This window comes from Microbacterium sp. Leaf151, assembly GCF_001424225.1.
Classification (GTDB): Bacteria; Actinomycetota; Actinomycetes; order Actinomycetales; family Microbacteriaceae; genus Microbacterium.
Window position 1 is genome coordinate 637479 of record NZ_LMOR01000004.1, and the last position, 23891, is coordinate 661369.

Annotated in this window: 30 protein-coding genes; 15 read left to right on the top strand and 15 right to left on the bottom strand. The window is 68.8% G+C overall.

The window, feature by feature from the left end; translation table 11 throughout:
- Positions 1–99 precede the first annotated feature (99 nt).
- Positions 100–537 (bottom strand): nitroreductase family deazaflavin-dependent oxidoreductase, encoded by a 438-nt coding sequence (locus tag ASF76_RS13615; RefSeq protein ID WP_055958817.1) that lies wholly within the window; start codon positions 535–537, stop codon positions 100–102.
- 65 nt (positions 538–602) lie between these two features.
- On the opposite strand from ASF76_RS13615, the gene ASF76_RS13620 reads away from it, so the two are divergent.
- A complete protein-coding gene (locus ASF76_RS13620; RefSeq protein WP_055958820.1) occupies positions 603–2054 on the top strand; it encodes an NCS2 family permease in 1452 nt (483 codons plus the stop codon).
- Positions 2055–2339: 285 nt separating this feature from the next.
- Here the strand turns inward: ASF76_RS13620 and sucD are convergent, their stop codons facing one another.
- Both sucD and sucC read right to left on the bottom strand, forming a co-directional pair.
- A complete protein-coding gene (sucD, locus tag ASF76_RS13625; protein WP_055958823.1) occupies positions 2340–3242 on the bottom strand; it encodes a succinate--CoA ligase subunit alpha in 903 nt (300 codons plus the stop codon).
- Positions 3243–3262: 20 nt separating this feature from the next.
- Positions 3263–4426 carry an ADP-forming succinate--CoA ligase subunit beta gene (gene sucC / locus ASF76_RS13630; RefSeq protein ID WP_055958826.1) on the bottom strand — a complete coding sequence of 388 codons (1164 nt, stop codon included), beginning with the start codon at positions 4424–4426 and terminating at the stop codon, positions 3263–3265.
- Positions 4427–4622: 196 nt separating this feature from the next.
- Between sucC and ASF76_RS13635 the strand changes: the two genes are divergently transcribed.
- Positions 4623–5663, top strand: coding sequence for an alcohol dehydrogenase catalytic domain-containing protein (locus tag ASF76_RS13635; RefSeq protein ID WP_055958829.1), 1041 nt, complete (start codon positions 4623–4625; stop codon positions 5661–5663).
- Here ASF76_RS13635 and ASF76_RS13640 read toward each other — a convergent pair.
- Positions 5629–5823, bottom strand: coding sequence for a hypothetical protein (locus tag ASF76_RS13640; protein WP_156459262.1), 195 nt, complete (start codon positions 5821–5823; stop codon positions 5629–5631). The genes ASF76_RS13635 and ASF76_RS13640 overlap by 35 nt on opposite strands.
- 191 nt (positions 5824–6014) lie before the next feature.
- Between ASF76_RS13640 and ASF76_RS13645 the strand changes: the two genes are divergently transcribed.
- On the top strand, positions 6015–6422 hold the full coding sequence (locus tag ASF76_RS13645) for a RidA family protein (RefSeq protein ID WP_055958835.1): 408 nt from the start codon (positions 6015–6017) through the stop codon (positions 6420–6422).
- Here ASF76_RS13645 and ASF76_RS13650 read toward each other — a convergent pair.
- Genes ASF76_RS13650 through ASF76_RS13665 form a run of 4 tightly spaced genes read right to left on the bottom strand, consistent with a single transcriptional unit; the run spans position 6419 to position 9110 of the window.
- On the bottom strand, positions 6419–7021 hold the full coding sequence (locus ASF76_RS13650; protein WP_055958838.1) for a response regulator transcription factor: 603 nt from the start codon (positions 7019–7021) through the stop codon (positions 6419–6421). The two genes, ASF76_RS13645 and ASF76_RS13650, sit on opposite strands and share 4 nt — an antisense overlap.
- Positions 7018–8181: a sensor histidine kinase gene (locus ASF76_RS13655; RefSeq protein WP_055958841.1), complete on the bottom strand. Its 1164-nt coding sequence runs from the start codon at positions 8179–8181 to the stop codon at positions 7018–7020. Before ASF76_RS13655 ends, ASF76_RS13650 begins: the two co-directional genes overlap by 4 nt.
- Positions 8182–8224: 43 nt before the next feature.
- A complete protein-coding gene (locus ASF76_RS13660) occupies positions 8225–8785 on the bottom strand; it encodes a GNAT family N-acetyltransferase (protein ID WP_055958843.1) in 561 nt (186 codons plus the stop codon).
- Between the two features lie 25 nt (positions 8786–8810).
- Entirely contained in the window at positions 8811–9110 is a 300-nt protein-coding gene (locus ASF76_RS13665; protein WP_055958846.1) for a hypothetical protein, read from the bottom strand.
- 358 nt (positions 9111–9468) lie between these two features.
- Between ASF76_RS13665 and ASF76_RS13670 the strand changes: the two genes are divergently transcribed.
- The 9 genes from ASF76_RS13670 to ASF76_RS13710 all read left to right on the top strand — a co-directional run bounded on the left by ASF76_RS13670 (position 9469) and on the right by ASF76_RS13710 (position 17427).
- Positions 9469–9969, top strand: a complete 501-nt coding sequence (locus ASF76_RS13670) for a hypothetical protein (protein ID WP_055958850.1) — start codon at positions 9469–9471, stop codon at positions 9967–9969.
- 163 nt (positions 9970–10132) lie between these two features.
- Positions 10133–11179, top strand: a complete 1047-nt coding sequence (locus ASF76_RS13675; RefSeq protein ID WP_082485077.1) for a phosphodiester glycosidase family protein — start codon at positions 10133–10135, stop codon at positions 11177–11179.
- Between the two features lie 3 nt (positions 11180–11182).
- Complete coding sequence (locus tag ASF76_RS13680) at positions 11183–12373, top strand: bifunctional glycosyltransferase family 2/GtrA family protein (RefSeq protein ID WP_055958853.1); 1191 nt, start codon at positions 11183–11185, stop codon at positions 12371–12373.
- The gene (locus tag ASF76_RS13685) at positions 12370–13035 is read left to right on the top strand and encodes a DUF4956 domain-containing protein (protein WP_082485079.1); all 666 of its coding nucleotides are present in this window, start codon (positions 12370–12372) and stop codon (positions 13033–13035) included. The genes ASF76_RS13680 and ASF76_RS13685 overlap by 4 nt, the downstream gene beginning before the upstream one ends.
- The gene (locus ASF76_RS13690) at positions 13032–13853 is read left to right on the top strand and encodes a polyphosphate polymerase domain-containing protein (RefSeq protein ID WP_055958856.1); all 822 of its coding nucleotides are present in this window, start codon (positions 13032–13034) and stop codon (positions 13851–13853) included. The genes ASF76_RS13685 and ASF76_RS13690 overlap by 4 nt, the downstream gene beginning before the upstream one ends.
- Positions 13841–15433 (top strand): carbohydrate-binding domain-containing protein, encoded by a 1593-nt coding sequence (locus tag ASF76_RS13695; protein WP_055958859.1) that lies wholly within the window; start codon positions 13841–13843, stop codon positions 15431–15433. The genes ASF76_RS13690 and ASF76_RS13695 overlap by 13 nt, the downstream gene beginning before the upstream one ends.
- Positions 15434–15539: 106 nt before the next feature.
- A complete protein-coding gene (locus ASF76_RS13700) occupies positions 15540–16121 on the top strand; it encodes a helix-turn-helix domain-containing protein (protein WP_082485081.1) in 582 nt (193 codons plus the stop codon).
- Positions 16122–16151: 30 nt separating this feature from the next.
- The gene (locus ASF76_RS13705; protein WP_055958866.1) at positions 16152–16733 is read left to right on the top strand and encodes a hypothetical protein; all 582 of its coding nucleotides are present in this window, start codon (positions 16152–16154) and stop codon (positions 16731–16733) included.
- A 91-nt stretch (positions 16734–16824) separates the two neighbouring features.
- Positions 16825–17427, top strand: a complete 603-nt coding sequence (locus ASF76_RS13710) for a hypothetical protein (RefSeq protein ID WP_055958869.1) — start codon at positions 16825–16827, stop codon at positions 17425–17427.
- A 98-nt stretch (positions 17428–17525) separates the two neighbouring features.
- Here ASF76_RS13710 and ASF76_RS13715 read toward each other — a convergent pair whose 3' ends face one another.
- The 3 genes from ASF76_RS13715 to ASF76_RS13725 form a co-directional block, all read right to left on the bottom strand.
- Positions 17526–18137 (bottom strand): LysE family translocator, encoded by a 612-nt coding sequence (locus ASF76_RS13715; RefSeq protein WP_055958873.1) that lies wholly within the window; start codon positions 18135–18137, stop codon positions 17526–17528.
- Between the two features lie 231 nt (positions 18138–18368).
- Entirely contained in the window at positions 18369–18617 is a 249-nt protein-coding gene (locus ASF76_RS13720; protein WP_055958877.1) for a helix-turn-helix domain-containing protein, read from the bottom strand.
- Between the two features lies 1 nt (position 18618).
- Positions 18619–19104: a DUF2975 domain-containing protein gene (locus ASF76_RS13725; protein WP_055958880.1), complete on the bottom strand. Its 486-nt coding sequence runs from the start codon at positions 19102–19104 to the stop codon at positions 18619–18621.
- Positions 19105–19360: 256 nt separating this feature from the next.
- Between ASF76_RS13725 and ASF76_RS13730 the strand changes: the two genes are divergently transcribed.
- On the top strand, positions 19361–19570 hold the full coding sequence (locus ASF76_RS13730; protein ID WP_055958883.1) for a DUF1653 domain-containing protein: 210 nt from the start codon (positions 19361–19363) through the stop codon (positions 19568–19570).
- 102 nt (positions 19571–19672) lie between these two features.
- On the opposite strand, the gene ASF76_RS17630 is transcribed toward ASF76_RS13730, so the two are convergent.
- The 4 genes from ASF76_RS17630 to ASF76_RS13750 form a co-directional block, all read right to left on the bottom strand.
- Entirely contained in the window at positions 19673–19795 is a 123-nt protein-coding gene (locus ASF76_RS17630) for a hypothetical protein (protein WP_268774759.1), read from the bottom strand.
- Positions 19796–20170: 375 nt separating this feature from the next.
- Positions 20171–21283, bottom strand: a complete 1113-nt coding sequence (locus ASF76_RS13740) for a fatty acid desaturase family protein (protein WP_055958890.1) — start codon at positions 21281–21283, stop codon at positions 20171–20173.
- Positions 21284–21538: 255 nt separating this feature from the next.
- The gene (locus tag ASF76_RS13745; RefSeq protein ID WP_055958893.1) at positions 21539–21826 is read right to left on the bottom strand and encodes a hypothetical protein; all 288 of its coding nucleotides are present in this window, start codon (positions 21824–21826) and stop codon (positions 21539–21541) included.
- 41 nt (positions 21827–21867) lie between these two features.
- Positions 21868–22266 (bottom strand): DUF7882 family protein, encoded by a 399-nt coding sequence (locus ASF76_RS13750; protein ID WP_235561306.1) that lies wholly within the window; start codon positions 22264–22266, stop codon positions 21868–21870.
- A 204-nt stretch (positions 22267–22470) separates the two neighbouring features.
- Here ASF76_RS13750 and ASF76_RS13755 point away from each other — a divergent pair, with 204 nt between their 5' ends.
- Together ASF76_RS13755 and ASF76_RS13760 are read left to right on the top strand one after the other, a co-directional pair.
- Positions 22471–23052, top strand: coding sequence for an ANTAR domain-containing protein (locus ASF76_RS13755; RefSeq protein WP_055958899.1), 582 nt, complete (start codon positions 22471–22473; stop codon positions 23050–23052).
- A 29-nt stretch (positions 23053–23081) separates the two neighbouring features.
- Complete coding sequence (locus ASF76_RS13760; RefSeq protein ID WP_055958902.1) at positions 23082–23792, top strand: GAF and ANTAR domain-containing protein; 711 nt, start codon at positions 23082–23084, stop codon at positions 23790–23792.
- Positions 23793–23891 lie beyond the last annotated feature (99 nt).

Sequence of the window (23891 nt, forward strand, 5' to 3'; positions counted from 1 at the left end):
CCTTGAGTGTCCATGACACGCCGCCTTCGCGAAGGCGCAGCGGCATGTCTTGGACACTCAACGGGCGGGGGCGCCCGCGGGGGGGGGCCGGGGCGGGCTCTAGGCCACCGGCTCGAGTACGAACAGCTCGATGCGGCGGTCGGTCTTCTTCTGGTACTCGTCGTAGTCGGGCCAGACCTCGGTCGCGTAGCCCCACCACTCGTCGCGCTCGGCCCCCTCGGCCTGGTGCGCGTCGTACTCCTTCTTCACGTCGCCGTCCTGCAGGGCGACGCGGGGGTTCTTCACGAGGTTGTAGAACCAGGCCGGGTGCTCGGGCGCCCCACCCTTGGATGCCACGACCGCGTACTTGCCGTCGTGCTCGACGCGCATGAGGGCGGTCTTGCGCAGACCCCCGGTTCTGGCGCCGACGGTGGTGAGGACGATGATGGGTACGCCCCGCATGTCGGCGGACTCCTGGCCCCCCGTGGCTTCGAACGTCTCCGCCTGCTGGCGGGCCCATTCGCTGGTGCTGGGTAGATACTCTCCTGAGAGTGACATAGCTCACACGATACGTCGGCGTCTTCCCCTCCGGTCTAACCCTTCCCCCTTTTTCTGGAGCCTTCATGAGCGCTTCCGCTCCCGAGACCACGACCGTTCCCGCCCCGAAGAACCGTCTCGACAGGTTCTTCGAGATCACCGCCCGCGGCTCGACCGTCGGCGCCGAGGTGCGCGGCGGCGTCGTCACCTTCGTCACGATGGCGTACATCGTCATCCTGAACCCGATCATCCTGTCGGGAACCCCCGACGTCGCGGGCAACGCCCTCGGCTTCCCCCAGGTCGCCGCCGTCACCGCTCTCACCGCGGGCGTCATGACGATGCTGTTCGGGCTCGTCACGCGCCTGCCCTTCGCGTTCGCCGCGGGGCTCGGAATCAACTCGTTCCTGGCCGTCGGCATCGTCGGCGGAGTCACGTGGCCCGAGGCGATGGGTCTCGTCGTCATCAACGGCCTGATCATCGTGTTGCTCGCTGTCACGGGCCTTCGCCGCATGATCTTCGAGGCCGTGCCGCTCGCGCTCAAGACCGCCATCACCGTCGGCATCGGCCTGTTCATCGCGTTCATCGGCTTCGTCGACAGCGGGCTGGTCACCGCGACCGGGCTCAACTCACCGCCGGTCGGTCTCGGTGTCGGCGGCTCGATCACGACGATCCCGACGGCGCTGTTCGTGCTGACCCTCGTCATCACCGCCGTGCTGATGGTGCGCAAGGTCAAAGCCGCGCTGCTGATCGGACTGGTCTCCGGCACGGTGATCGCCGTGATCGTCGAGGCGTTCATGGGCCTCGGCGCCAAGGCCGACGGCAACGCCGGCGGGTGGGGGCTGAGCGTGCCCACCCTTCCGTCGCAGCTCGTGAGCCTGCCCGACCTGTCATTGGTCGGCCAGGTCGACCTCGTCGGATCGTTCGGCCGCATCGGCGTGCTGGCCGCGCTCATGCTCGTCTTCACGCTGGTGTTCACGAACTTCTTCGACGCGATGGGCACGATGACCGGCCTCTCTCGCGAGGCGGGCCTCGCCGCCCCCGACGGCACCTTCCCGCGTCTGCGTTCGGCGCTGGTGATCGAGGGCATCGGCGCCGTCGCGGGCGGCGCCACCTCGTCGTCGTCCAACACGGTGTTCATCGAGTCGGGATCGGGTATCGGCGAGGGCGCCCGCACGGGCCTCGCGAACGTCGTGACCGGAGCCCTGTTCCTGCTGGCGATGTTCTTCACGCCGCTGACGAGCATCGTGCCCACCGAGATCGCGGCCGCCGCCCTGGTCATCGTCGGAGCGCTGATGATGGGACAGATCCGCCACGTCGACCTCAGCGACCTGTCGGTGCTGATCCCGGTCTTCCTGACCGTCACGATCATGCCCCTGACGTACTCGATCGCCAACGGCATCGGCGCGGGCTTCGTCAGCTGGGTGCTGATCCAGGCCCTGTCGGGTCGCGCGCGCCGCGTCAGCCCCCTGCTGTGGATCGTCGCCGCCGGCTTCGTCGTCTTCTTCGCTCGCGGGCCGGTCGAGGCGCTGCTCGGCTGATCGTCGCACGCCTCGAAGAGGCCTGGATGCCATCACATCCGGGCCCGGTCTGAGTCGCTGCCGCGGCGCGGCGGAGCGACGGGGGCCGCGCCGAGGCCGCATTCGTTCGTCGAGGACGCACCCCTTCGCCGCCCAACGGATACGTCTTCGGTAATCGCGCGCGGCCTCGCGGAACCCCAAGCCGCACCCGCCGAACGCACACCGGCCCACCACCGCTCGCTCACTCCCCCGGGAACGCGAAAGGGCCCGGATGCCCTGGCATCCGGGCCCTTTCGTCAGGAAGCGTCAGAGGGCTTCGATGATCTCGCGCATCAGCGACGCGGTCTCGGACGGCGTCTTGCCGACCTTGACACCGGCGGCCTCGAGGGCCTCCTTCTTCGCCTGGGCGGTACCGGCCGAGCCGGAGACGATGGCGCCGGCGTGGCCCATGGTCTTGCCCTCGGGGGCGGTGAAGCCGGCGACGTAGCCGACGACGGGCTTGGTGACGTTCTCGGCGATGTAGGCAGCGGCGCGCTCTTCGGCGTCGCCGCCGATCTCGCCGATCATGACGATGGCCTTGGTCTCGGGGTCGGCCTCGAACGCGGCGAGCGCATCGATGTGTGTGGTGCCGATGACCGGGTCGCCGCCGATGCCGATGGCGGTCGAGAAGCCGAGGTCGCGCAGCTCGAACATCATCTGGTAGGTCAGGGTGCCCGACTTCGACACGAGGCCGATCGGACCCTTGCCGGTGATGTTCGCGGGCGTGATGCCGACGAGCGCCTCACCGGGCGTGATGATGCCGGGGCAGTTCGGACCGATGATGCGGGTCTTCTCGCCCTTGCTCTTCGCGTAGGCCCACGCCTCGGCGGTGTCGCCGACGGGCACGCCCTCGGTGATCACGACGAGGAGGGGGATCTCGGCGTCGATGGCCTCGACCATCGCGTCCTTCGTGAAGGCCGGGGGCACGAACGCGATCGACACGTCGGCGCCGGTCTCGCGGATGGCCTCTTCGACCGAGGCGTAGACGGGCAGCTCGACGTCGTTGCCCGACGCGTCCTTGTGCGAGACGGTGGTGCCGGCCTTGCGGGCGTTCACGCCGCCGACGACCTGAGTGCCGGCCTTGAGCATGAGGGCGGTGTGCTTGGTGCCTTCGCCGCCGGTGATGCCCTGGACGATGACCTTGGAGTCCTTGTTGAGGTAGATCGACATGTTCTCTGTATCCCTGTCCCTTACGCGTTGGCCAGTTCGGCGGCCTTGTCGGCGCCCTCGTCCATACCGGCGGCGAGGGTGACGAGCGGGTGGTTGGCGGCGGCGAGGATCTCGCGGCCCTCCTCGACCTGGTTGCCGTCGAGGCGCACGACGAGGGGCTTCGTCGCGGTGTCACCGAGGATCTCGAGGGCCTTCACGATGCCCTCGGCTACGGCGACGCACGAGGTGATGCCGCCGAAGACGTTGACGAAGACGCTCTTGACCTGCTCGTCACCGAGGATGACGTCGAGACCGGCGGCCATGACGGTCGCCGAGGCGCCGCCACCGATGTCGAGGAAGTTGGCGGGCTTGACGCCGTTGTGCTTCTCGCCCGCGTAGGCGACGACGTCGAGGGTCGACATGACCAGACCCGCGCCGTTGCCGATGATGCCGACCTGGCCGTCGAGCTTGACGTAGTTGAGGTCGTGCTGCTTGGCCTTGGCCTCGAGCGGGTCGGCCGCGTCCTTGTCTTCCAGCGCCTCGTGGTCGGGGTGGCGGAAGCCGGCGTTCTCGTCGATCGAGACCTTGCCGTCGAGGGCGATGATGTCGCCGTCTTCGCTCTGGATGAGGGGGTTCACCTCGACGAGCGTGGCGTCTTCGCCCTTGTAGACGTTGAAGAGCTTGACGAAGACATCGGCGACCTTGGGCGCGAGCTCCTCGTCGAACTTGGCGGCGCGAGCGATCTCGAGCGCCTTCTCGGAGGTGATGCCCTCGATCGGGTCGACCTCGATGCGCGCGAGCGCCTCGGGACGCTCGACGGCGAGCTCTTCGATCTCCATGCCGCCCTCGACGCTCGAAAGCGAGAGGTAGGAGCGGTTGGAGCGGTCGAGCAGCACCGAGAAGTAGAACTCCTTGGCGATGCGGGCGCCGGCGGCGACCATGACGCGCTTGACGACGTGGCCCTTGATGTCGAGGCCGAGGATGGCCTGAGCCGCCTCGAAGGCCTCGTCGGGCGTCTTCGCGACCTTCACACCGCCGGCCTTGCCGCGGCCTCCGGTCTTGACCTGAGCCTTGACGACGACCACGCCGCCGATCTTCTCGGCGGCCGCCTTCGCCTCCTCAGGGGTGTCGGCGATGATGCCGGCGAGTACCGGCACCTCGTACTTTTCGAACAGGTCTCGTGCCTGGTACTCGTAGAGATCCACGGACAATCCTTCGCTGGGCGATCGGTGGTGGGAGGAGGCGAACTCTCTCGATATCAAGAGATATTCACCAAGCGACAACCCTACCCGACCGGGCTGAAATCCCCCGACCCTCACCCCTTCGAACGGAGGGATGCCACGTCTGAGCGTCCACGCGTGCGCCGCCTCCCGGGAAGGATTAGCCTCTCCCCATTCGACGATGGGAGCCACCGTGCACGCTGCCTTCTTCTCGCGCACGGGCGACCCGTCGGTCATCGAATGGGGCGAGCTGCCCGACCCCTCGCCGGGCCCCGGGCAGGTGCGGGTGCGTCCGCAGGCGGTGGCCGTGGATGCCGTGGACACGCTGGTGCGGTCCGGACGGTGGACCACTCCGCTGGCGTTCCCCGTGGCGGTGGGCCGCGATCTCGTCGGTGTGGTCGACGCCGTCGGTCCGGGCGCGAGCGGACTGCATGAAGGTGACCGTGTCTGGACGAGCTCCGCGGGCTACGCCGGACGCCCCGGCGCGACCGCCCAGTTCGTCGTCGTCGACCGCGATCGGCTGTATGACGTTCCGGATGCCGCCGACCCCGTCGCCTTCGTCGCCTCGCTGCATCCGGCGACCACCGCCGTCGCCGCGCTGCACCTGCGCGCGGGAGTGCAGCCCGGGGAAACGCTCGTCGTGGTCGGGGCGAACGGCGCGGTCGGCGCGGCGCTCGTGCAGGAGGGCGTGGCATCCGGCGCCGACGTCGTGGCGGTCGTCCGCGACGTTCGGGCGGCGGCGACGCTCGGCGAATGGGGTGCGGAGGTCGTGATCGCCGATGCCGGCTCTGCGGCCGAGGCTGTGGCGGAGCGCCGGCCGGACGGCATCCACGTCTTCATCGACACCACCGGTCGCGCCGACACGGCGTCCGCGGTCGCGCACCTGGTCCCGCGGGGACGGGTGATCGTGCTGGCCGGGCGCACCTCGGCCGAGATCGACCTGTGGTCGCTGCAGGTACGCGAGCTACGCGTCGAGGGGTTCATCCTGAGCGCACTCGACGCTTCAGAGCTGCGAGAGGTCGCGGGTCGGGTGAACGCCCGCTGGACCGAGGGACGTCCCCTCACCGCCCACGTCGGCGAGGTACTCGGATTCGCGGACGCCGCTGACGCTCACCGGCGCATGGAGGCGGGCGACCTCCCTCGCACGGATGACGGCTTCGTCGGACGCCTCGTGCTCGTGCCGGACGCTACTTCTTGGGGCGCACCACGAACCACGCGATGACCGCGCCGAGGATGCCGACGACCAGTCCGATCGAGATGCCGAAGCCCACCCCGATCGAGGGCACGAGCATCCCGAATACCGGACCCGCGATCATGCCGACGATGACTCCGATGATGATGTACCGCGTCAGTCCCGCGTCTGCTGCTGCCTTCTCCGCCATGCGGCGACTGTAACGGACCTCGAAACCCCGGGGACAGTCCTTGACGACATCCGCGGGGCGCATCCCGGGCGCAGACGGCACCGTTCGCATCACCGGATCCGACGGGCGAGTCGCGGAGCATTGATAGGCGACGGGGGTGGCGGGCCGCTCGCTAGGCTCAATCCCCCACCTCTCTCCCCGGGAGTCGTATCGTGCCCTCAGCCGTGACCCTCATCCGTTCCTCCGCGCTGTCGAGCGCCGCCGAGTACGCCTACGCCGCCACCGCGCCCGCCGACTCCCGCCTCATCTTCCTGGCGGGATCGTGCCCGCTGAACGACGACGGGTCGACCGCCGGTGTGGGCGACTACGCCGCACAGGCGGCGAGGTGCATCGAGACCATGACGATCGCCCTGCACGCGGCCAGCGCCGAGCTCACCGACGTCATCAGCACCCGTGTGCTCGTCGCTTCGTCGCGTCAGGCCGATCTCGTCGCCGCGTGGGAGGTCGTGCGCGACGCGTTCGGCGAACACGACGTGCCCAGCACACTGATGGGCGTGACCGTCCTCGGTTACGACGATCAGCTCGTCGAGATCGAGGCGGTCGCCGCGGTCGTCGACTAGATCCACCCCCGCTCCCGCGCGTGGATCGTGGCCTGCTGCCGGCTCGCCAATCCGAGCTTGCCCAGCACCGACGACACGTGGTTGCGCACCGTCCCCGCCGACAGGTGCAATGCCCCCGCGATCTCGGCCACCGTCTCACCGCGAGCGCCGGCACGCAACACGTCGAGTTCACGGTCGGTGAGGGGGCTGCGCTCGTCGCTCAGCGCGTCGGCGGCGATCTCGGGGTCGACGTAGCGACGCCCGGCGGCGACCTCGCGGATCACCGCGGCGACGTCATCCGCGGGCCGTGACTTGGGCAGGAACCCGTCGACGCCCGCACCGAGTGCCCGCCGGAGAACGCCGGGCCGCGCGTGCCGCGTGACGATGACGCAGCGCGAGGGAACGCTTCGTAGTATCCGCGCGGCCGTGTCGACGCCGTCGAGGCCGGGCATCTCGAGGTCGAGCAGACACACGTCGGGCTTCACGCGCTGCGCCTCGGCCACGGCGCTCTCGCCATCACGGCACTCGGCGACGACCTCCAGGTCGTCCTCGAGTCGCAGCAACGCGGCGAGCGCCGTGCGGATCATGTCTTCGTCGTCGGCGATGAGCACGCGGATCATGCCGTTACCCCCTCGGGCACGTGGACGGTGAGGCGGAATCGGTCGCCGAGGCGGGTGGCATCCATCGTCCCTCCGACGGCGCCGACGCGGTCGGCGATGCCCGAGAGGCCGGCCCCGTCGCCCACCGGCGAGGCTGCCCCGCGGGCGTCGTTCTCGACCGTGAGCACCCAGGCTCCTCCGTGACGGGCGAGCGAGAGGGATGCCGAGCCCCCGCCGCCGTGCTTGAGCACGTTCGTCGTGGACTCCCGTACGACCGGGCCGAGCACGTCGGCCGGTGCGCCGCCCGCCGCACTGTCGACGAGCAGGTCGACGGTGAGGCCCGCGGCCCGCAGCAGGTCGGCGGCGTTGGCGAGTTCGTCGGGGAGGGGCACGCCTCGGAACCTCGCCGCGAGGTCGCGAGTGCCGCGGCGCGCCTCGTCGACGCTCGTGCGCGCCGCGCGCACCTGTTCGATGGCGGCCTCGGGGTCGCGGGCCATCATCTTCTCGGCGAGTTCGAGCTGCAGGGCGATCACCTGCAGGTGGTGGCCCTGGAGGTCGTGCAGGTCGCCCGCCAGGCGCAGTCGTTCCTGCGCCGCGGCGAGCCGCCCCTCGGCACGGCGCGCGCGGTCGAGTTCGCGCACGATGTCCCACCACCACAACGACGTCGCGGACAGCGGCGGAAGCATCGCGACGAAGAGCGGCAGGGCGAACCCGCTGACGGCGTACCCGTCGGGGTGGAGGCGGGCGGCATCCACCCACCACACCGCGGCGATCACGACGAGCAGCAGAACGACCAGCCGGAGCCGGATTCCGTGCCGCCACCGCACGAGGCACAGGGTCTGCGCGGCGAACCCGACGCCCACCAGCAACGAGCCCGTCGAGACCCCCATCAGCGCCGCCGAAACCAGACCGAGCAGGACGAGCGGCCAGACGGGGCGACGGGCGGTGTCATCTCCGTCGTCGAGGGGCTCGCGGCGGTAGTGCACCAGGAGCAGGACCGCGGATGCCATCGAGCCCACGGCACCGACGAGGTTGAGGACGATCTCGAGCGACGTGCCCTCGAGCACGACCACGAACGACCAGATGAAGACGGCGAAGACGTGGAGGAACACGATCGACAACGCCGTGTACCACCATGTTGCGCGCACATCGCGGGCATAGGTCGCGGAGGAGGTGCTCATCCCGGCCACTGTACGGCCGTGACATTCGTCACGGGTGGCGGAGTCAGTCGCTGTGCAGAACGCGGGCGTAGAGGAGCATGTCGCGTCGCCGGTCGCCGATGCGGTGATAGCTGCGCAGCAGCCCCTCGCGATCGTATCCGGCGCGTTCGGCGGTGCGGATAGACGGCGCGTTCCACGGCTCGATGTACAGCCCGACGCGGAACAGGCCCGGAATGGTCGCGCCGAAGGCCGTCAGGGCGCGAAGCGCATCGGCCGCCAGCCTTCGGCCGCGGGAGGAGGGAGCGACGACGTAGCCCGCGGTGGAACGGCCCGCGCAGAGCTCGCCGGTCCAGAGACCGCAGTGTCCGACGGCCTCCCCGGTCGCAGCGTCCGCCATGGTGAAAGAGAAGCCGGCCCCTTCGCCGTGACGGCCGCGTTGCTGAGCGATCCACGCGCGCGCGTGCTGCTCGGTCGCGTCGGCGGGGAGGGTACCCGTCTGCGCGATGTACGGGTCGGTCGCCAGTTCACGCACCATGTCGACGTCGGCGTCGGTCACCTCGCGCAGCAGGATGCCGCCGTACGCGGGCGGCGCAGCGGGCCAGGGCGGAAGGGGCGTTGGCGGCATGAGACCATCCTGCCCGCGACGCGGGTCAGTCTCCCCGATCGACGTCGCGGTGATCGTCAGACAGGTCGGTCAGCGCGCGATCCCAGGACTCACTCGTTTCGGTCGAGCGGTCGAGCGGTGCGACATCCATCGACCGCGGCGGCGTCCACCCGTCGGCCGCGGACTGCGCCGCGCCCGCACCCATGACCGGCCCCAGAGCGGAACGCACGGCGTCCGTGCGCCGACCGGCATGGCGGCGGAACAGCGCGATCGACAACCGGACCAGGATGCCGATGCCGAGCACGGCGAAGAAGAAGTACTGCAACGCGGCGAAGAGAGGGGGCATGACGTGTCCTCCTTGCGCCGCAACCGTTGCGGGTGATCGACGCTACCCGGCGTGCCACTCGGGCGAAAGCGCAGCTCCACATCCGGCTCCGGCGCCCGTGGGTCCGGTGCTGGCGGGAGGTGATGGCGGGAGGAGGGTCGGGGAGCGGAGGACGTATCCGCCCTTCCCGTTCCTCCCGTCGACAGATCTCCTCCCCTCCTCCCCCGCCGTGACCGCCGTGCCCGCCGTGACATTCGTCACGGGTGACCCGCCGTATCCTCCCGCGCGGTCGTGACACCGCGACACTGCCGCCGCGCGACCGGAGCCGATGGGATGGAATCACCGCGGAACACGCCGCACTTCACCCCCAGGAGCAGCCATGTCGAACCCCATCAGCGATCTCGTCCTCGGCTTCCAGGGCCTCGTCGCCGACGTGCCCGACCTCGTGCAGCCGGTCATCGTCGCCCTCGCCGGCGCCGTGCCGTTCATCGAGGGCGAGGGTGCCGCCGCGATCGGCATCATCGGCGGTATCAACCCCGTCGTCGCAGCCATCGCCGGCGCGATCGGCAACCTCATCTGCGTCGCCGTCGTCGTGCTGGTCGCCTCGCGCGTGCGCACCGCCGTGACCACCCGCCGTGGAGCCGTCGAGAAGCCCGTCACGGCCCGCCGCCAGAAGTTCGAGAAGGCCTACCACCGTTACGGCACCCCCGGCGTGAGCCTGCTCGGCCCCCTGCTGCTGCCCACCCAGTTCACCGCTGCCGCCCTCACCTCGACCGGCGTGCCGCCGGTTCGCGTGATCGCGTGGCAGGCCGCGGCGATCGCGCTGTGGACGACCGTCATCACGTTGATCATCGTCGGCGTCATCCGGTTCGCGGTCTGACCGGTACCGTCGGGGTGCGATCGGGCACACCCGACACGGCCCGGCACCCCGGGCACCGGCGGGCGCACCCGATACTCCCACGCATAGCGTTTTCATAGCTCCTCTTGGCTCCGGGTAGGGCGGGCTTAGGCCACGGGAAGGGCGCGGCACCTTTCCTGGTGCCATGGACCCCGCAGACCCCACCCCCGACACCGCTCCCGACGGTGCACCGGCCCCGGCCTCCCGCCGCGGTCGGGCGACGCCGGCCGCCGCCCCTCGGCGCAAGACGTCTCGCACCGCCCGCCGGGCCCTCCTCGCCGGCGGTCTCGTCGTGCTGCTCACGGCGGGCGGCTCCGCGGCATGGGCGGCCAACCGTTTCCTCATTCCCCACGTCGAGGTCACCGACGTCGCCGCCTACGAGGCCGAGCACTCCACGGCGGCCACCACCGCGACACGCGAGACGACCTCAGCCACGGCCACCGCGGCGACGACGACCCTCACCGACACCAGCTTCAGCGACGGCTCCACCTCGGTCACCGTCTCGACCGTGACGACCGACACGCTCACCTACTTCGTCGCCGACGTCGTGCTCGGAGACGCCACCGACCTGCGTTCCGCCTTCGCCAACAATCAATTCGGCGAGAACATCACGCAGACCACGAGCGAGATCGCCGCCGCCAACGACGCGGTCTTCGCCATCAACGGCGACTACTACGGCTTCCGCTCGACGGGCATCGAGATCCGCAACGGCGTCGTCTACCGCGACGAGGGCGCCCGTCAGGGACTCGCCTTCTACACCGACGGCCACGTCGAGGTGTACGACGAGACCGCGACCACGGCGGCCGAGCTGCTGGCATCCGGAGTCTGGAACACCCTCAGCTTCGGCCCCGCCGTCGTCGAAGACGGCCAGGCGGTCGACGGCATCGACGGCGTCGAGATCGACACGAACGTCGGCAACCACTCGATCCAGGGCGACCAGCCGCGCACCGCCGTCGGCGTGATCGACGACAACCACCTCGTCTTCGTCGTGGTCGACGGTCGCCAGGAGGGCTACAGCGAGGGCGTGACCCTGCCCGGACTCGCCGACATCATGCTCTCGCTCGGCGCGACGACCGCCTACAACCTCGACGGCGGCGGCTCGTCGACGATGTACTTCAACGGACAGGTGATCAACTCGCCCTCGAACGGCGGCGAGCGCGGCACCAGCGACATCCTCTACGTGGCGGGCTGAGCGGTGTTCGTTCTCATCCCCGCCTTCGAGCCCGACTCGCGGATGCCGACCCTCGTCGCCGAGCTGGTGCGCGCCGATCCCGACCTCGACGTCCTGATCGTGGACGACGGCAGTGGTCCCGCGTTCGCGTCGGTGTTCGCCGCCGCCCGCGAGGCGGGCGCCCACGTCATCACGCACCCGAGCAACCACGGCAAGGGAGCGGCGCTGAAGACGGGCTTCGCCCACATCGCCGTTCACGATCCGGATGCCGACGTCGTCACCGCCGACGCCGACGGCCAGCACACGCCCGCCGACGTGTGCCGCGTGGCCGATGCCCTCCGCCGCGATGCGGCCGACGGCCGGAGTGCGCTCGTGCTGGGCGTCCGCGGGTTCGGCGGCGCGGTGCCACTGCGCAGCCGGGTCGGCAACGCGGCCGCACGCGGGCTCTTCCGTCTCGCCACCGGTCGACAGGTCACCGATACGCAGACGGGGCTGCGTGGCATCCCCTCAGATCGCCTGGACTGGGCGCTCGGCATCCCGGGCGAAGGATTCGAGTACGAGCAGCGGATGCTACTGAGCCTCGGCCCCGACCAGCTCGCCGCCCACGAGGTGCCCATCGACACGGTGTATCTCGACCGCAATGCCTCGAGCCACTTCCGCCCCGTGCGCGATTCGCTGCGCGTACTTCTGCCGGTGCTGCTCTTCGCGTCGTCGTCGCTCGCCGCGTTCGTCGTCGACACCGTCGCGCTGCTCGTGCTGCAGGCAGTCACCGGGTGGCTCGTGCCGTCGATCATCGCCGCCCGCGTGCTGTCGGCCACGGCGAATTTCGTCGTGAACCGCCGGGTGGTGTTCCGCGCACGCGGTGGCCCGATGCTCGGGCAGGCGGTGCGCTACGGCGTGCTGGCGCTGGCTCTGCTGGCATCCAACATCGCGTGGATGTCGTTCCTCACCGACAACGGCCTGGCCCTCCTTCCCGCGAAGGTCGTCACCGAGGGCGTGCTGTTCGTCCTCAGCTACGGCGTGCAGCGCTCGCTCGTCTTCCCGCGGACGGATGCCGGGGCCCCGGTGCGCAGGCCGATCTCGCGGCCGGACCCACCTTTCACCCAGGTCCCTGAGCCCGTCGAAGGGACCGGCACCCACGGCACGCCCGGAGGCTTCGACGGGCTCAGCCCCCTCCACCCCGCCACCCCGACCCCCGCAAGGAGCACCTCATGACCACCACCGCCCTCATCCTCGCCGCGACCGACCTCGTCGCCGCCGTCCTGCTCAGCGCCATCTACTTCCAGCGTCATCGCCGCCGCGATCTCGTCGTCGCCTTCCTCGGCGTCAACGTCGGTGTGCTGGCCGTCGCGACCGTGCTCGGCACCGCCGAGGTGGCGCTGGGTCTCGGTCTCGGCCTGTTCGGTGTGCTGTCAATCATCCGCCTGCGTTCGAGCGAGATCACCCAGCGCGAGGTGGCGTACTACTTCGCCGCTCTCGCGATCGGCCTGATCTGCGGCCTGCCGCCCGTCGACCTCTCCGTCCCCCTCCTGCTGGTCGGCCTCATCGTGGCCGTGCTCGCCGTCGCCGACCACCCGCGCGTGCTGTCGCGAGCCCGTCACCAGACGGTGCATCTCGACCGTGCGATCGCCGACGAGACCGAGCTGCGCGCCGAGCTCGAACGCCTGCTCGGTGGCGAGGTGACGGGCGTCACCGTGCAGCAGCTCGACCTGGTCGACGACACGACGCTGGTCGACGTGCGGTACCGCGTGCGGGCCTCAGCGCCGGCCGCCCCCGCATCGGGCGCCGCCCTCGACGCCGCCGACACGGTCCACGGCCCGCGCCGATCGGACCCCGCCGACGCCTCCTTCGCCGACCTGATCGGCGGCACCCGGTGAGCGCCCGCGACCGCGCCGCCACCGCCATCGCGGCTCTCCCCGCCATCGGACTCGACGCCCTCACCACCGACGCCGCCCTGCTCACCCGCGTCGACCGCAAGTACGTCGTGCCGATGGATGCCACGGCATGCCTCCTCGAAGATCTCCAGCGCTCCGCCGAGGCTCCGGCCGCCCTCGAGATCGGCGGCGAGCGCGAGCTGGCCTACCGCTCGGTGTACTTCGACACCCCCGATCTGCTGAGCTACCGCCTCGCCGCACACGGACGCCGCCGCCGCTTCAAGCTGCGCACCCGCACCTACGTCGACACGGGGGCGGCGTTCCTCGAGATGAAGACCCGCGGGGCGCGGGGCCTCACCCGCAAGGACCGGGATGCCTACGACCTCGACGCCGCCGACCGGCTCACCGCCGAGGCGCGCGACGAGGTGGCCGAGGCTCTCGACGCGATCGGGGTCGAGCCCACCCGCGCCGACGACCTCGACGCGCGCCTGCAGACGCTGTACCGCCGCACGACGCTGCTGCTGCCGGGCGCGATCCCGTCCCGCGCGACGATCGACCTCGACCTGCGCTGGGCCGACGCCGACGGCGGGGGCTTCACCCTCCCCCGCTTCGCCATCGTCGAGACGAAATCTCCCGGCCAGGCCGGCGCCTTCGACCGCGCCCTCTGGAGAGCCGGCCACCGCCCGCAGCGCATCAGCAAGTACGCCACCGGCATGGCGGCCCTGCGCTCCGACCTCCCCTCCAATCGCTGGACCCGCGTGCTCGCGGGCCCCTTCGCCTCCTCCCACCCCACCCGAAAGGACGCATCATGCGCCGCCTGACCCCCCTCGCCCTGCCCCTCGCCCTCGCCGGCCTCGTGCTCGCCGGCTGCGCCGTCACCGCGCAGCCCGTCGCGTCGACCACCTCCTCCGCCGCGCCCTCATCCGTTGTCGAATCCAGTGTGCAGACCACCTCCGACATCGACTCCACCATTCCCGAGGCCGCCGCCGAGCTGCTCGCGGCCAACGCCGACGGCACGGTCGTGAACGACGACGAGTGGAGCATCGCGGATGCCGAGACGATCACGCTCGCGGGCTCCACGGCATCCAGTGACTCGGCGGGAGTGAGCATCGACGGGTCGACCGTGACCATCACCGCCGCCGGCGTCTATCAGCTGAGCGGCACGCTCGACGGGAACGTGGTCGTCGCCGCCCCCGACGACGCGCAGGTGATCCTGGTGCTCGACGACGCGACGATCGCGAGCACCTCGGGCGCGGCGATCCAGGTCGTGACCGCCGACGACGTCGCCATCAACCTCGCCTCGGGCTCCACCAACGCGGTGACCGCCGCGAGCTCCGCCGACGCCGACGCGAGCGCCGCGATCTACGCCGACAGCGACCTCACCGTCTCGGGCGCAGGCACCCTCACCGTCACCGACACCGGCAACGACGGCATCTCCTCCACCGACGACCTCGCGATCATCGGCGGCACGATCACGGTGGATGCCGCCGACGACGCCCTCCGCGGCAAGGACTCCCTCGTCGTGAAGGACGGCACACTCACCCTCACGGCCGGCGGCGATGCGCTGAAGAGCGACCAGACGGATGACGCCACCCAGGGCTACGTCTGGATCGCCGGCGGCACCATCACGGCGACGGCGGTCGACGACGGCATCGACGCGTGGACCGACGCCCTCCTCACCGGCGGCACCGTTTTGCTCGCGACCGAGGACGACGGCATCCATTCCGAGATCGCGCTGGCCATCTCCGGCGGCGACGTGACGGTCAGCCAGTCGAACGAGGGTCTCGAGTCGGGCGACATCCGCATCGCCGGTGGCACCACGCACGTCACCTCGGCGGACGACGGCGTCAACGCCTCGGGCGGCACCAGCACGGACTCGAGTTCGAGCGGCGGCATGGGCGGTGGCATGCAGGACACCGGCGAGACCCTCACCATCTCGGGCGGCACCCTCGTGGTCGACGCCGCCGGCGACGGCCTCGACTCCAACGGCAGCATCACCATGACCGGCGGAGACGTCACCGTCTACGGCCCCACCCAGCAGGGCAACGGCGCGCTCGACTCGAACGGCGGCATCGACGTCTCAGGCGGCACCCTCGTCGCCATCGGCAGCACCGGCATGGCCGAGTCGCCAGATGAGTCGTCGGCGCAGGGCTGGCTCGCCGCGACGGCGTCGGGTTCGGCCGGGTCGACGGTTCGGATCACGGATGCCACGGGCACGGTCATCGCGGAGTACACCGCCACGAAGACCTTCGGATCGGTCGTGTTCACGTCGTCGGCGATCACCGACGGACAGACGTACACGGTGACCGTGGACGGCGCAGCCACCTCGGTCACGGCCGGTGTCGCGGCGGCCGGCGGGATGGGAATGGGAGGAGGAGGCATGGGCGGCGGTCGGCCCTGACGATCGCGGGCGAGATCGGAGGGCCGAGGCGTTCGCCCCGGCCCTCCGATCCCTTCCTCCGACAAGCAAGCTTCAGTGTTATCGTTATAGATAACAGGGGGTCGACATGAGCATCGTGAAATCTCTCCGCCGGGCACGCATACGCTCCGGTGAGAGCCTTCGGAAGGTGGCCTCACGGTCAGGCGTGGGCGCCGGTAACCTCAGCGCCATCGAGAACGGCCACCGCGACCCGACCTCATCCACTCTCGATCGACTCGCCTCCACAATCGGGGTCGAATGGGTTCCCTTCCCGGCGCGAGGTCGCACACCCGCGGCGGTTGCCGCAGAGGAGATCACGCATGCCGAGGCGCAGGGTCGTCACGCGCAGGCCTACCGCCGCTTCCTCCAGCTCTCCGACGATCTCGCCGCCTCCGACCCCGTGACGAGGGTGCTTCTCTCCGCAGAGGAACCAGATGACTCTCCCTCGCGCTGGGTGGACGCTGTTGCCGCGCTCGTCGAAGTGCGCTTGCGGGAAGCCTCCGCGCCGATCCCCGTATGGGTCACCGAACATTCGGGACATTCGGATGCCATCTGGGAGCCTCAGCGCAGCTCGCGCCCTTCGCCGCTGACCGCGGATCGAACGCAGGTGCCCGTCGAATTCCTCCGGCGAGGCGTTGCAATCGAGTCCGGCGAGTTGATCAGCGCGTAGGCGCGAACCGCGCCATAACCGGAGATTCCGATGTCTGGCACGCTGACTCGCGATGACATCATCGACGGCATCCGCGACCTCATCCTTCACCTCAGAGAAGCTGGCAGCACTGCCACCATCCAGATTGTCGGCGGGGCGGCCATAGCCCTGACGATCGATGGCGATCGTGCCGCGACCGTGGATATCGACGGGCCGATCACGCCGCCCGAAGCCGTGGCGGTCGCCGCCGCCGAGGTCGCTCGAAACAAGGGCTGGCCCCCTGATTGGGTCAATGACAAGGCGAAGATCTTCTTACCCGACGGGATGGGACGTAGCGCCGAATGGGTGACACTCCATGACCAGGACGGAATTTTGATCCAAGCGGCATCCCCGGCGATGCTTCTCGCGATGAAGCTGCGCGCGTTCGAAAGGCGAGGGCTGCGTGACGCCGACGACGTGGCCGTGCTGCTGGCAGTGCTGGAAATACAGACAGCAGATGAAGCCGAGGACCTGTTGAACGAATTCTTCCCCGCCGAGGATCTGAGCCCCCGAACATTCGAACGAGTGCGGCGGCTACTGGAGTCGGGAGCCCCCAACCCGCCGCTCCGTCCCGAACTCCCCGACTTCTCCTAACACCTGTCTTTCTCAGCCCGAGCGGACGTGCGGTGCGCGACGAGACCGGCCCCGGATCGTACCTTCCCCAGCCGCGTGGGAGAGTGACGACGTGAAACTGTATTCCGACTTCGCCGCGCACCGTGCCCGCCAGATGACGGCCGACATCGTCGCCCTCGTGATCATCGCGGTGAGCGTGGCGACGGGGGTCATCGTCTTCTCGACCGTCAACCAGCTCGCTCAGTTCGGGCGCGAGATGCAGTCCGCGGGCGCGGACTTCCGCACGTCGATGACCGACGTCGGCGATCGGCTGGGCGGGGTACCCCTGCTCGGTTCGGGCATCAGTGCCCCCTTCGAGACGGCGAGCTCCGCGGGCGACACCCTCGCGTCGGCCGGCCAGACGCAGCAGGACCTCGTGCTGCAGGCGGCCATCGCGCTCGGCATCGGCGTAGCCGCCCTGCCGATCCTTCTCACCCTGCTGATGTGGCTGCTGCCGCGGCTCCGCTTCATCTCGCGCGCGACACGCACCCGCACGCTGCTGCGCGCCGGTCTGAATTCCGACCTGCTCGCGCTGCGCGCCCTGACCAACCAGAAGGTCGCCGCGATCGCGAAGGTCGACCCCGACGCCCTCGGCGCCTGGCGTCGCGGCGACCCCGATGTCGTGCGGCGTCTCGCGGGGCTGGAGTTGAGGTCCGTCGGCATCCGCCCACGGTAGGACGACACACTCCCCTGCTCCACCCGCAAATATGTTCGCGGGAACCGTCGGGCGCGACAGCTCGTCGCGGCCGAGATTCCGTCGCATCTCGTAGTCCGCTAGCGCGTCTCCAGGGCGAGGCGTCCGGCGAGCAGAACGTAGGTGGCGGCGAACGTGCGACGCAGCCAGGCCATGACCTTCGGTCGCGTGATGACGTGGTTGCGCATCGTGGCCGCGAAGACGCCGTAGATAGCGAAAACGACGAACGTCAGCGCCATGAACACGAGGCTGAGCCAGACCGTGTGCCACATGCCATTCGCCTCGCCCGCGGGAACGAACTGCGGGAGGAATGCGAAGAAGAAGATGGTGAGCTTCGGGTTGAGCAGGTTGATGAGAACGGCGGTGCGAATGACACGCCAGAACGAGACGGGGGCCGAGCTCGCATCGACATCGATCAGCGACTTGTCCCGGATTGTCTGCCAGGCGAGGTAGAGCAGGTACGCGACGCCCAGCCATTTGATCGTTTGGAATGCGATCGCGGACGCATTCAGGATTGCGGCGAGACCGGTGATCGCCGCGATCATGTGGGGGATGACGCCGAGGGTGCACCCGAAGGCGGCGATGATGCCGGCCTTCGTGCCGCGTGACAGCCCGGCGGCGATGGAGTAGACGGCCCCGGTACCGGGTGTGGCGACCACGATGAGGGTGGTCAGCAAGAAGGCAATGCTCATCGTGGTTCCTCCGAGAGTCGTTGCTTCCGCACAGCACCGCGTTCATGAGCGTCGGCAGGAACGGCAAGCGGTTCCTCGTCTGACCGGGTGACGCGCGATGAAACGCACCTGACGGTCGCACAGATGGCCGAGGACACCGGGGGGACCGCGCACACGCTGCGCTCCTCCGAGCGCTCTGGCGCATCAGCCAGGTTGCCCGAAACCCGGTCGAGCAGCGCGAAGCGCGAAGCGTTAGGTGCGCTGATCGATGAGCGTCGAGGGCTCGACGTCTCGTCCCTCCGGCTCCCAACGCAGCAGATCGCCGGGCTGGCAGTCGAGCACCTCGCACAGCGCACTGAGGGTCGAGAACCGCACGGCCTTGGCGCGCCCGTTCTTCAGAACGGCGAGGTTGGCGGGCGTGATGCCGATTCGGTCGGCGAGTTCGCCGACGCCCATCTTGCGGCGCGCGATCATCACGTCGATGTCGATGACGATCGACACCTCAGATCACCTCGCCGAGTTCGGCGCGCAGCCCCAGGACCTCGCGCTCGCGGGCGACGGCCTGCTGCAAGAGACCCTTCATCACGCGCACGAGCAACGCCACACCCCCGATCACCACCGCGGCACCGCCGATCAACCCGACGACACCGGGCGCGACCTCTCCCGGCGCAAGGAGCAGACCGATCGCCACGAGCAGGAGGGCGAGAGCTACGAGCGCCCACGTGATGGCGTCGACATCGCGAAACGCTTCCTCGGCGACCACCGTCCCCGTGCGTATCGTCGACAGCAGCCGCCATACGCACACCGCGAATACCTGAAGAGCCAGGATGCCGAGCCCCAGTAGCCCGACGAAAGTCGCTCTCGCAGCCGGGGGCGCCTCAGCGAGATCCCGGTAGATCGCCGGTAGGATCATCGCCTGCACGATGATCGATCCCACGAGCGCGAGGGCGATCGCGGCCTGCGCCAAGCGGGTGAGGAGAGGGCTCATGGTGCATCCGTTCGTCGAGAAACGATCATAATCTACCGTTATTCGACAGATGTGAACACCTGCTGCAACGACGAGCAAGAGGCGCGGCTCGCCTGGCTTGGCTGCAGCCACCGCCGGCCGGGCGATCAGACGACCGATCGCTTCTACTTACCGCCGCCCGCCCCGTCCCGTACCGAAACCCCCGTGGCATACTCGGCACCTGATTGCGTCGGCGCGGTGCGCGACGATCCGGCTTCTGCACGAAGGGACGGTCCGAGTGAGCATCGAACCCGGCATCTACGAACACTTCAAGGGTCAGCGCTACGAAGTCTTCGGAACGGCGAGGCACTCCGAGACCGAGGAGCTCTTCGTCTCCTACCGCAAGCTCTACGACGACTACTCGTTCTGGGTTCGCCCGGCGGAGATGTTCACCGAGACCGTCGATCGCGACGGATACTCGGGGCCCAGGTTCCGGCGCATCGCGTAGACCGCACGGCGGAGCCCCAGGCGGACACCGCACGACCCGCCTCCACCGTCGCAAGCCTGAAGTCCCCGCCACTGCCGCAGCGAGGATCCGGAGACTTCGCCGCTAGTCGCCGTCGGGGTGAGCGGTGGCCCTCCTGCGCCGTTCGCGTCCGAGGTCCGCCCATTCCTCCGCGCCCTCGATGTCAGTGAGCAGTGCCGTGCACATGGTCGAGGTCTGAGCGTTCATGAAGAACCCTGCGGTCACCCCGCAGAAGCGAGCGAGCGTGCGCGTGTCCGTGCCGGCAGCTTCTTTAAGCCGCAGGATCACCGGCGCGGGGTCCTGTGACAGAAGGTGAGGAGTCAAGATGCTCGCCAGACGTCCTTCGAGGGTCTCATCAGGATTCAACTCTGCTACCTCCGTTGTGAAGCTGTGGGATAGAACGGCGATCGCGCGGCCGATCGCGGGCACGGATCAGCGACCAGCGCGATCCTGCCGATGCGTTGGCAGCGCCTGCGCTGCCCTCGCTACTCGCCGAGGTGGAGGTTGCGACGGGCTAGGGGGTAGCCCTCAAGACGCGTCCCGTCGCCGAAGACGAGACGGCGTCCAGCAATCTCGTTCGCCTTACCGGAGGCTTCGTGCTGCCGTGGATGTCATCGGGCACTCGAACGGGTCGCGGGCGGCCAGGCCCACGCGGTTCAGGTAGGCGATCACGATGCCGTACGACTGCAACAGCGTCGTCTCGACATAGGGGACGTTCAGTGAGGCGCTCTGCTCCTTGACGATGGCGCGAGCCTTGCTGAGGTGCGGGCGGGGCATGTTCGGGAACAGGTGGTGCTCGATCTGGTAGTTCAGACCGCCCATCAGCCAGGTGGCCCACCAGCCGCCGGTGATGTTGCGCGAGGTGCGCACCTGCTTGCTGAAGAAGTCGAGTTTCGCGTCCGGGGCGATGACGGCCATGCCCTTGTGGTTCGGCGCGAACGACGCCCCCATGTAGACGCCGAAGACGGCGAGCTGCACGCCGAGGAAGGCGAGGGCCATACCGAGCGGCAGGAAGACGAACACCGGGGCGACGAAGATCGCGAAGCGCATGGCGATCAGCGACAGTTCGGTCCAGCGGCCCCTGACGGGCTCACGCGAGAGCAGGTGACGCAGGCCGATGACGTGCAGGTTGGCACCCTCGAGGGTGAGCAGCGGGAAGAACGCCCATCCCTGGCGCTGGGTGATCCAGCGCTGGATGCCGCGCGCCTTGGCGGCATCCTCGTCCAGGAACGAGATCGTGTCGATCTCGATGTCGGGGTCTTTGCCCACGCGGTTCGGGTTGGCGTGGTGGCGGGTGTGCTTCGCACTCCACCACGACACGCTCATGCCCACGACGCCTGCGGCGAGCCACAGGGCGAGACGCTCGTTGGCCTTGCCCGACGCGAAGATCTGCTTGTGCGCCGCTTCGTGCGCGAGGAACGCAACCTGCGTGAACAGGATGCCGAGGGCGGCGGCGATCAGCAGCTGGAACCAGCTGTCGCCCAGCAGCACGAAGCCGGTGATCGCTCCGCCGAAGCCGAGAGCGAGAACGATGCCGACGACGGCGTAGAAGCGGCGGGCTCGCGCGAGCAGTCCCGTCTCGCGCACGACCTGCGACAACTCGGTGTAGGCCTTCGCCATCGGCGGGAAGTCGGTCGTTCCCCTGTAGGTCTGACGGATCGGTCCCAGCCGGGACTCGATGACGGGTGCAGCCATTGCATGCTCCTCGGTTGGGTGACCAGATGGGCCCGAAGCCGAAGGCGGATGCCAGGGACTGTTTTCTCCAAGTTACGCTTCGCGTATTCGCGCATACGCATATTTGGATGGCCTGAAGAGCGTGAATCCGCGATTTGCCTGATTCGCTGGACGCTTTTACACGGGCGTTTGTCAGTCTCAGGAGAACGAATGAAGTTTCTCCATGAAAAGCGCGCCTCCCACGGCGCGAGTGTTATGTGCGAACGGGGTCGGCCTTCACGGAGCGACGGACAGGACGACGACCCCCACGGTCAGAAGCCCTGCCGCGACCGCACCGGCGACGAGTGCCAGGACGGGACTCAGGCGATCGAGGGTCGGCGCGCCGCTTCCTTCGGCAGCGCGAAGCGTGGAGAGCTGGGCGGCGCGAAGGGTCTGGTGGCGATCCAAGGGCGTCGACTGTCCATCGAAGGCGATGAACGATCCATCGGGGACCATCACGACGTGTCCGAGTGTCGAGTCCCCGATCTTCGCGGTGAGGTGACCCTCCTCCTGCAGAATCCACACGGCGTGAACCCGGCTTGGCGTGGGGTGCAATCCTCGGGCGGTCATGCCACTGATCGAGCCGCGGCAGGCAGCGCCGGGCTGTCTCGCCTGTCGGGCTCGGTGACGTCGATGAGGATGCCGGCCGTAGATTGCGCGGCCTGCGCGAAGAGACGCAGGGTTTCCCCGTTCAGGGTGATTTCGGCGTCGACGTCGAAGACGAATCGCAACGGGATGGCGGCATGCATCCAGAGCGTGGATCGGTAGCCCGCAGCTGCGTCAGGCAGCCGGCACGACACGATGAAGCTCTCGCCTCGGCGCAATCTCGCGGTCGTCACTGCTTGCAGATGCGCGAGAACGATGTCAGGAAGACGAATCGGCTCCGCCATGGAGCCGTAGAACAAGCTGCCCATTTTCACCCCGTTTGACATGCCGATACGACAGGTCACCATGGTCTGGGGCAACTATTCATACGATAAAGGCGCACACCGTCGAAAGCAACGTTCGAACGCGCCACCATGCGACTGCCCTTTCGAGGCTGTGGACCTAGAGTAGAAGCAGGCGTCCCCTGGACCTAGGCCGCTGTGTTCGACTAGGTCAGGAGTTCCATGGCATCCGATCATGCGTTTGCGCGCTCATTGTGTGCGGGATTCGTCCATTCGCTCCCGGTGCAACACGTCGCTGTTTCATCGCTGGGTGCACCGTTCGAAGTCGAGACGATCTGCGCGAGCGACGCTATCGCCGCGGAGCTCGACGAGACGCAGCTCGATTCCGGTGTGGGGCCGTGCTGGCGAGCTCGAGCAACCGCCGCACCCGTGCTGCTTTCCGACCTGCGGCGCGACGCGGGCGCCGCGTGGCCGATGTTCCTGACGACAGCCACACGACACGGCATCTCGTCGGTTTACGCGTTTCCGATGGTGGTGGGCCTGGTGGAGGTGGGCGTCGTGAATCTATACGCCACCCGAGCCCACGCATTGTCGGTCGAGCAGGTCGATGAGGCTGCCGTGCTGGCGAACTCCGCGGGTCAGCGGATCCTGAGGTCCGCTCTCGACTCCCTCGACGACGACATTTCCGCGAACGCCTCACCCCGACGATTCGTCCATCAAGCGACCGGGATGGTGGTCGCCCAGTTGCGCGTCGCACCCGACGACGCGTTGCTCATCATCCGCGCACACGCCTTCGCCTCGGGCCGGCCGGTCCGCGAGGTGGCGGAGGCGATCATCTCGCGCGACATCGATTTTTCGACGTGATCGCGAACGAACGGAAGTAGGTTGCACCCATGACGAGCACATCGCGGGAGAAAGAGCTGGTCGACACTTTCGTCGATCTCGCCGACACCCTGGTCAGCGGTTACGACGTCGTCGACCTTCTCTACCGGTTGGTCAGCCGGTGCGCGAAGACCTTCGGTGCGGCCGACGCCGGCATCCTTCTTCCCGACGCCCGGGGATCCCTGGAGGTGGTCGCGTCGACGAGCGAACGGAGCCAGCTCATCTCCCTGCTTCAACTCAACGCGGACCAAGGTCCGTGCCTGGATGCGTACCACTCCGGCCAACCGGTCACCGTCGACGACTTCGCCGCGATTCACGACCGGTGGCCGCGGTTCGCGGATGCCGTCGGTGAGTTGGGGTATCAGTGGATGCACGCGATCCCCCTTCGACTCCGCGACGAGGTCATCGGTTCGCTGAACCTGTTCGGTGACACCCCCGACCCGCTCTCCGCGGAGGACGCCCTCGCGGCGCGAGGTCTCGCAGATATCGCCACGATCGGCATCCTTCATGAACGAGCGTTCCGAGAATCAGACATCGCTCGCACGCAGTTGCAGCACGCTCTCGACAGCCGTGTCGTGATCGAGCAGGCGAAAGGCGTCCTGTCTCACTCTCATGGTGTCGATATGGAGGAGGCGTTCCGCCTTCTTCGAGAACAGGCTCGCAGCACTCAGCGAAAGCTCGCCGACGTCGCCCGCGACGTCATCGCCGACGCCATCCGCTGACGAAGCCCGGGCATCGTCGCACGTCCTCGATCGACTGATCAACCTCCCTTGAGCACTGTCGGCGGACGTCGTCGCGGGCGTAGCATCGCCGGTACGCCG

Excerpts from the sequence above, each read along its gene's own strand:
- ASF76_RS13740 (WP_055958890.1), bottom strand. The coding sequence starts at position 21,283 with ATGGCTGCACCCGTCATCGAGTCCCGGCTGGGACCGATCCGTCAGACC.
- ASF76_RS13655 (WP_055958841.1), bottom strand. The coding sequence starts at position 8,181 with ATGAGCACCTCCTCCGCGACCTATGCCCGCGATGTGCGCGCAACATGG.
- ASF76_RS17630 (WP_268774759.1), bottom strand. The coding sequence starts at position 19,795 with ATGAACGCTCAGACCTCGACCATGTGCACGGCACTGCTCACTGACATC.
- ASF76_RS13620 (WP_055958820.1), top strand. The coding sequence starts at position 603 with ATGAGCGCTTCCGCTCCCGAGACCACGACCGTTCCCGCCCCGAAGAAC.
- ASF76_RS13675 (WP_082485077.1), top strand. The coding sequence starts at position 10,133 with ATGGACCCCGCAGACCCCACCCCCGACACCGCTCCCGACGGTGCACCG.
- ASF76_RS13715 (WP_055958873.1), bottom strand. The coding sequence starts at position 18,137 with ATGAGCATTGCCTTCTTGCTGACCACCCTCATCGTGGTCGCCACACCC.
- ASF76_RS13700 (WP_082485081.1), top strand. The coding sequence starts at position 15,540 with ATGAGCATCGTGAAATCTCTCCGCCGGGCACGCATACGCTCCGGTGAG.
- ASF76_RS13635 (WP_055958829.1), top strand. The coding sequence starts at position 4,623 with ATGGGAGCCACCGTGCACGCTGCCTTCTTCTCGCGCACGGGCGACCCG.
- ASF76_RS13695 (WP_055958859.1), top strand. The coding sequence starts at position 13,841 with ATGCGCCGCCTGACCCCCCTCGCCCTGCCCCTCGCCCTCGCCGGCCTC.
- sucD (WP_055958823.1), bottom strand. The coding sequence starts at position 3,242 with ATGTCGATCTACCTCAACAAGGACTCCAAGGTCATCGTCCAGGGCATC.
- ASF76_RS13760 (WP_055958902.1), top strand. The coding sequence starts at position 23,082 with ATGACGAGCACATCGCGGGAGAAAGAGCTGGTCGACACTTTCGTCGAT.
- ASF76_RS13660 (WP_055958843.1), bottom strand. The coding sequence starts at position 8,785 with ATGCCGCCAACGCCCCTTCCGCCCTGGCCCGCTGCGCCGCCCGCGTAC.
- ASF76_RS13650 (WP_055958838.1), bottom strand. The coding sequence starts at position 7,021 with ATGATCCGCGTGCTCATCGCCGACGACGAAGACATGATCCGCACGGCG.
- ASF76_RS13670 (WP_055958850.1), top strand. The coding sequence starts at position 9,469 with ATGTCGAACCCCATCAGCGATCTCGTCCTCGGCTTCCAGGGCCTCGTC.
- ASF76_RS13725 (WP_055958880.1), bottom strand. The coding sequence starts at position 19,104 with ATGAGCCCTCTCCTCACCCGCTTGGCGCAGGCCGCGATCGCCCTCGCG.
- ASF76_RS13640 (WP_156459262.1), bottom strand. The coding sequence starts at position 5,823 with ATGGCGGAGAAGGCAGCAGCAGACGCGGGACTGACGCGGTACATCATC.
- ASF76_RS13685 (WP_082485079.1), top strand. The coding sequence starts at position 12,370 with ATGACCACCACCGCCCTCATCCTCGCCGCGACCGACCTCGTCGCCGCC.
- ASF76_RS13705 (WP_055958866.1), top strand. The coding sequence starts at position 16,152 with ATGTCTGGCACGCTGACTCGCGATGACATCATCGACGGCATCCGCGAC.
- ASF76_RS13665 (WP_055958846.1), bottom strand. The coding sequence starts at position 9,110 with ATGCCCCCTCTCTTCGCCGCGTTGCAGTACTTCTTCTTCGCCGTGCTC.
- ASF76_RS13615 (WP_055958817.1), bottom strand. The coding sequence starts at position 537 with ATGTCACTCTCAGGAGAGTATCTACCCAGCACCAGCGAATGGGCCCGC.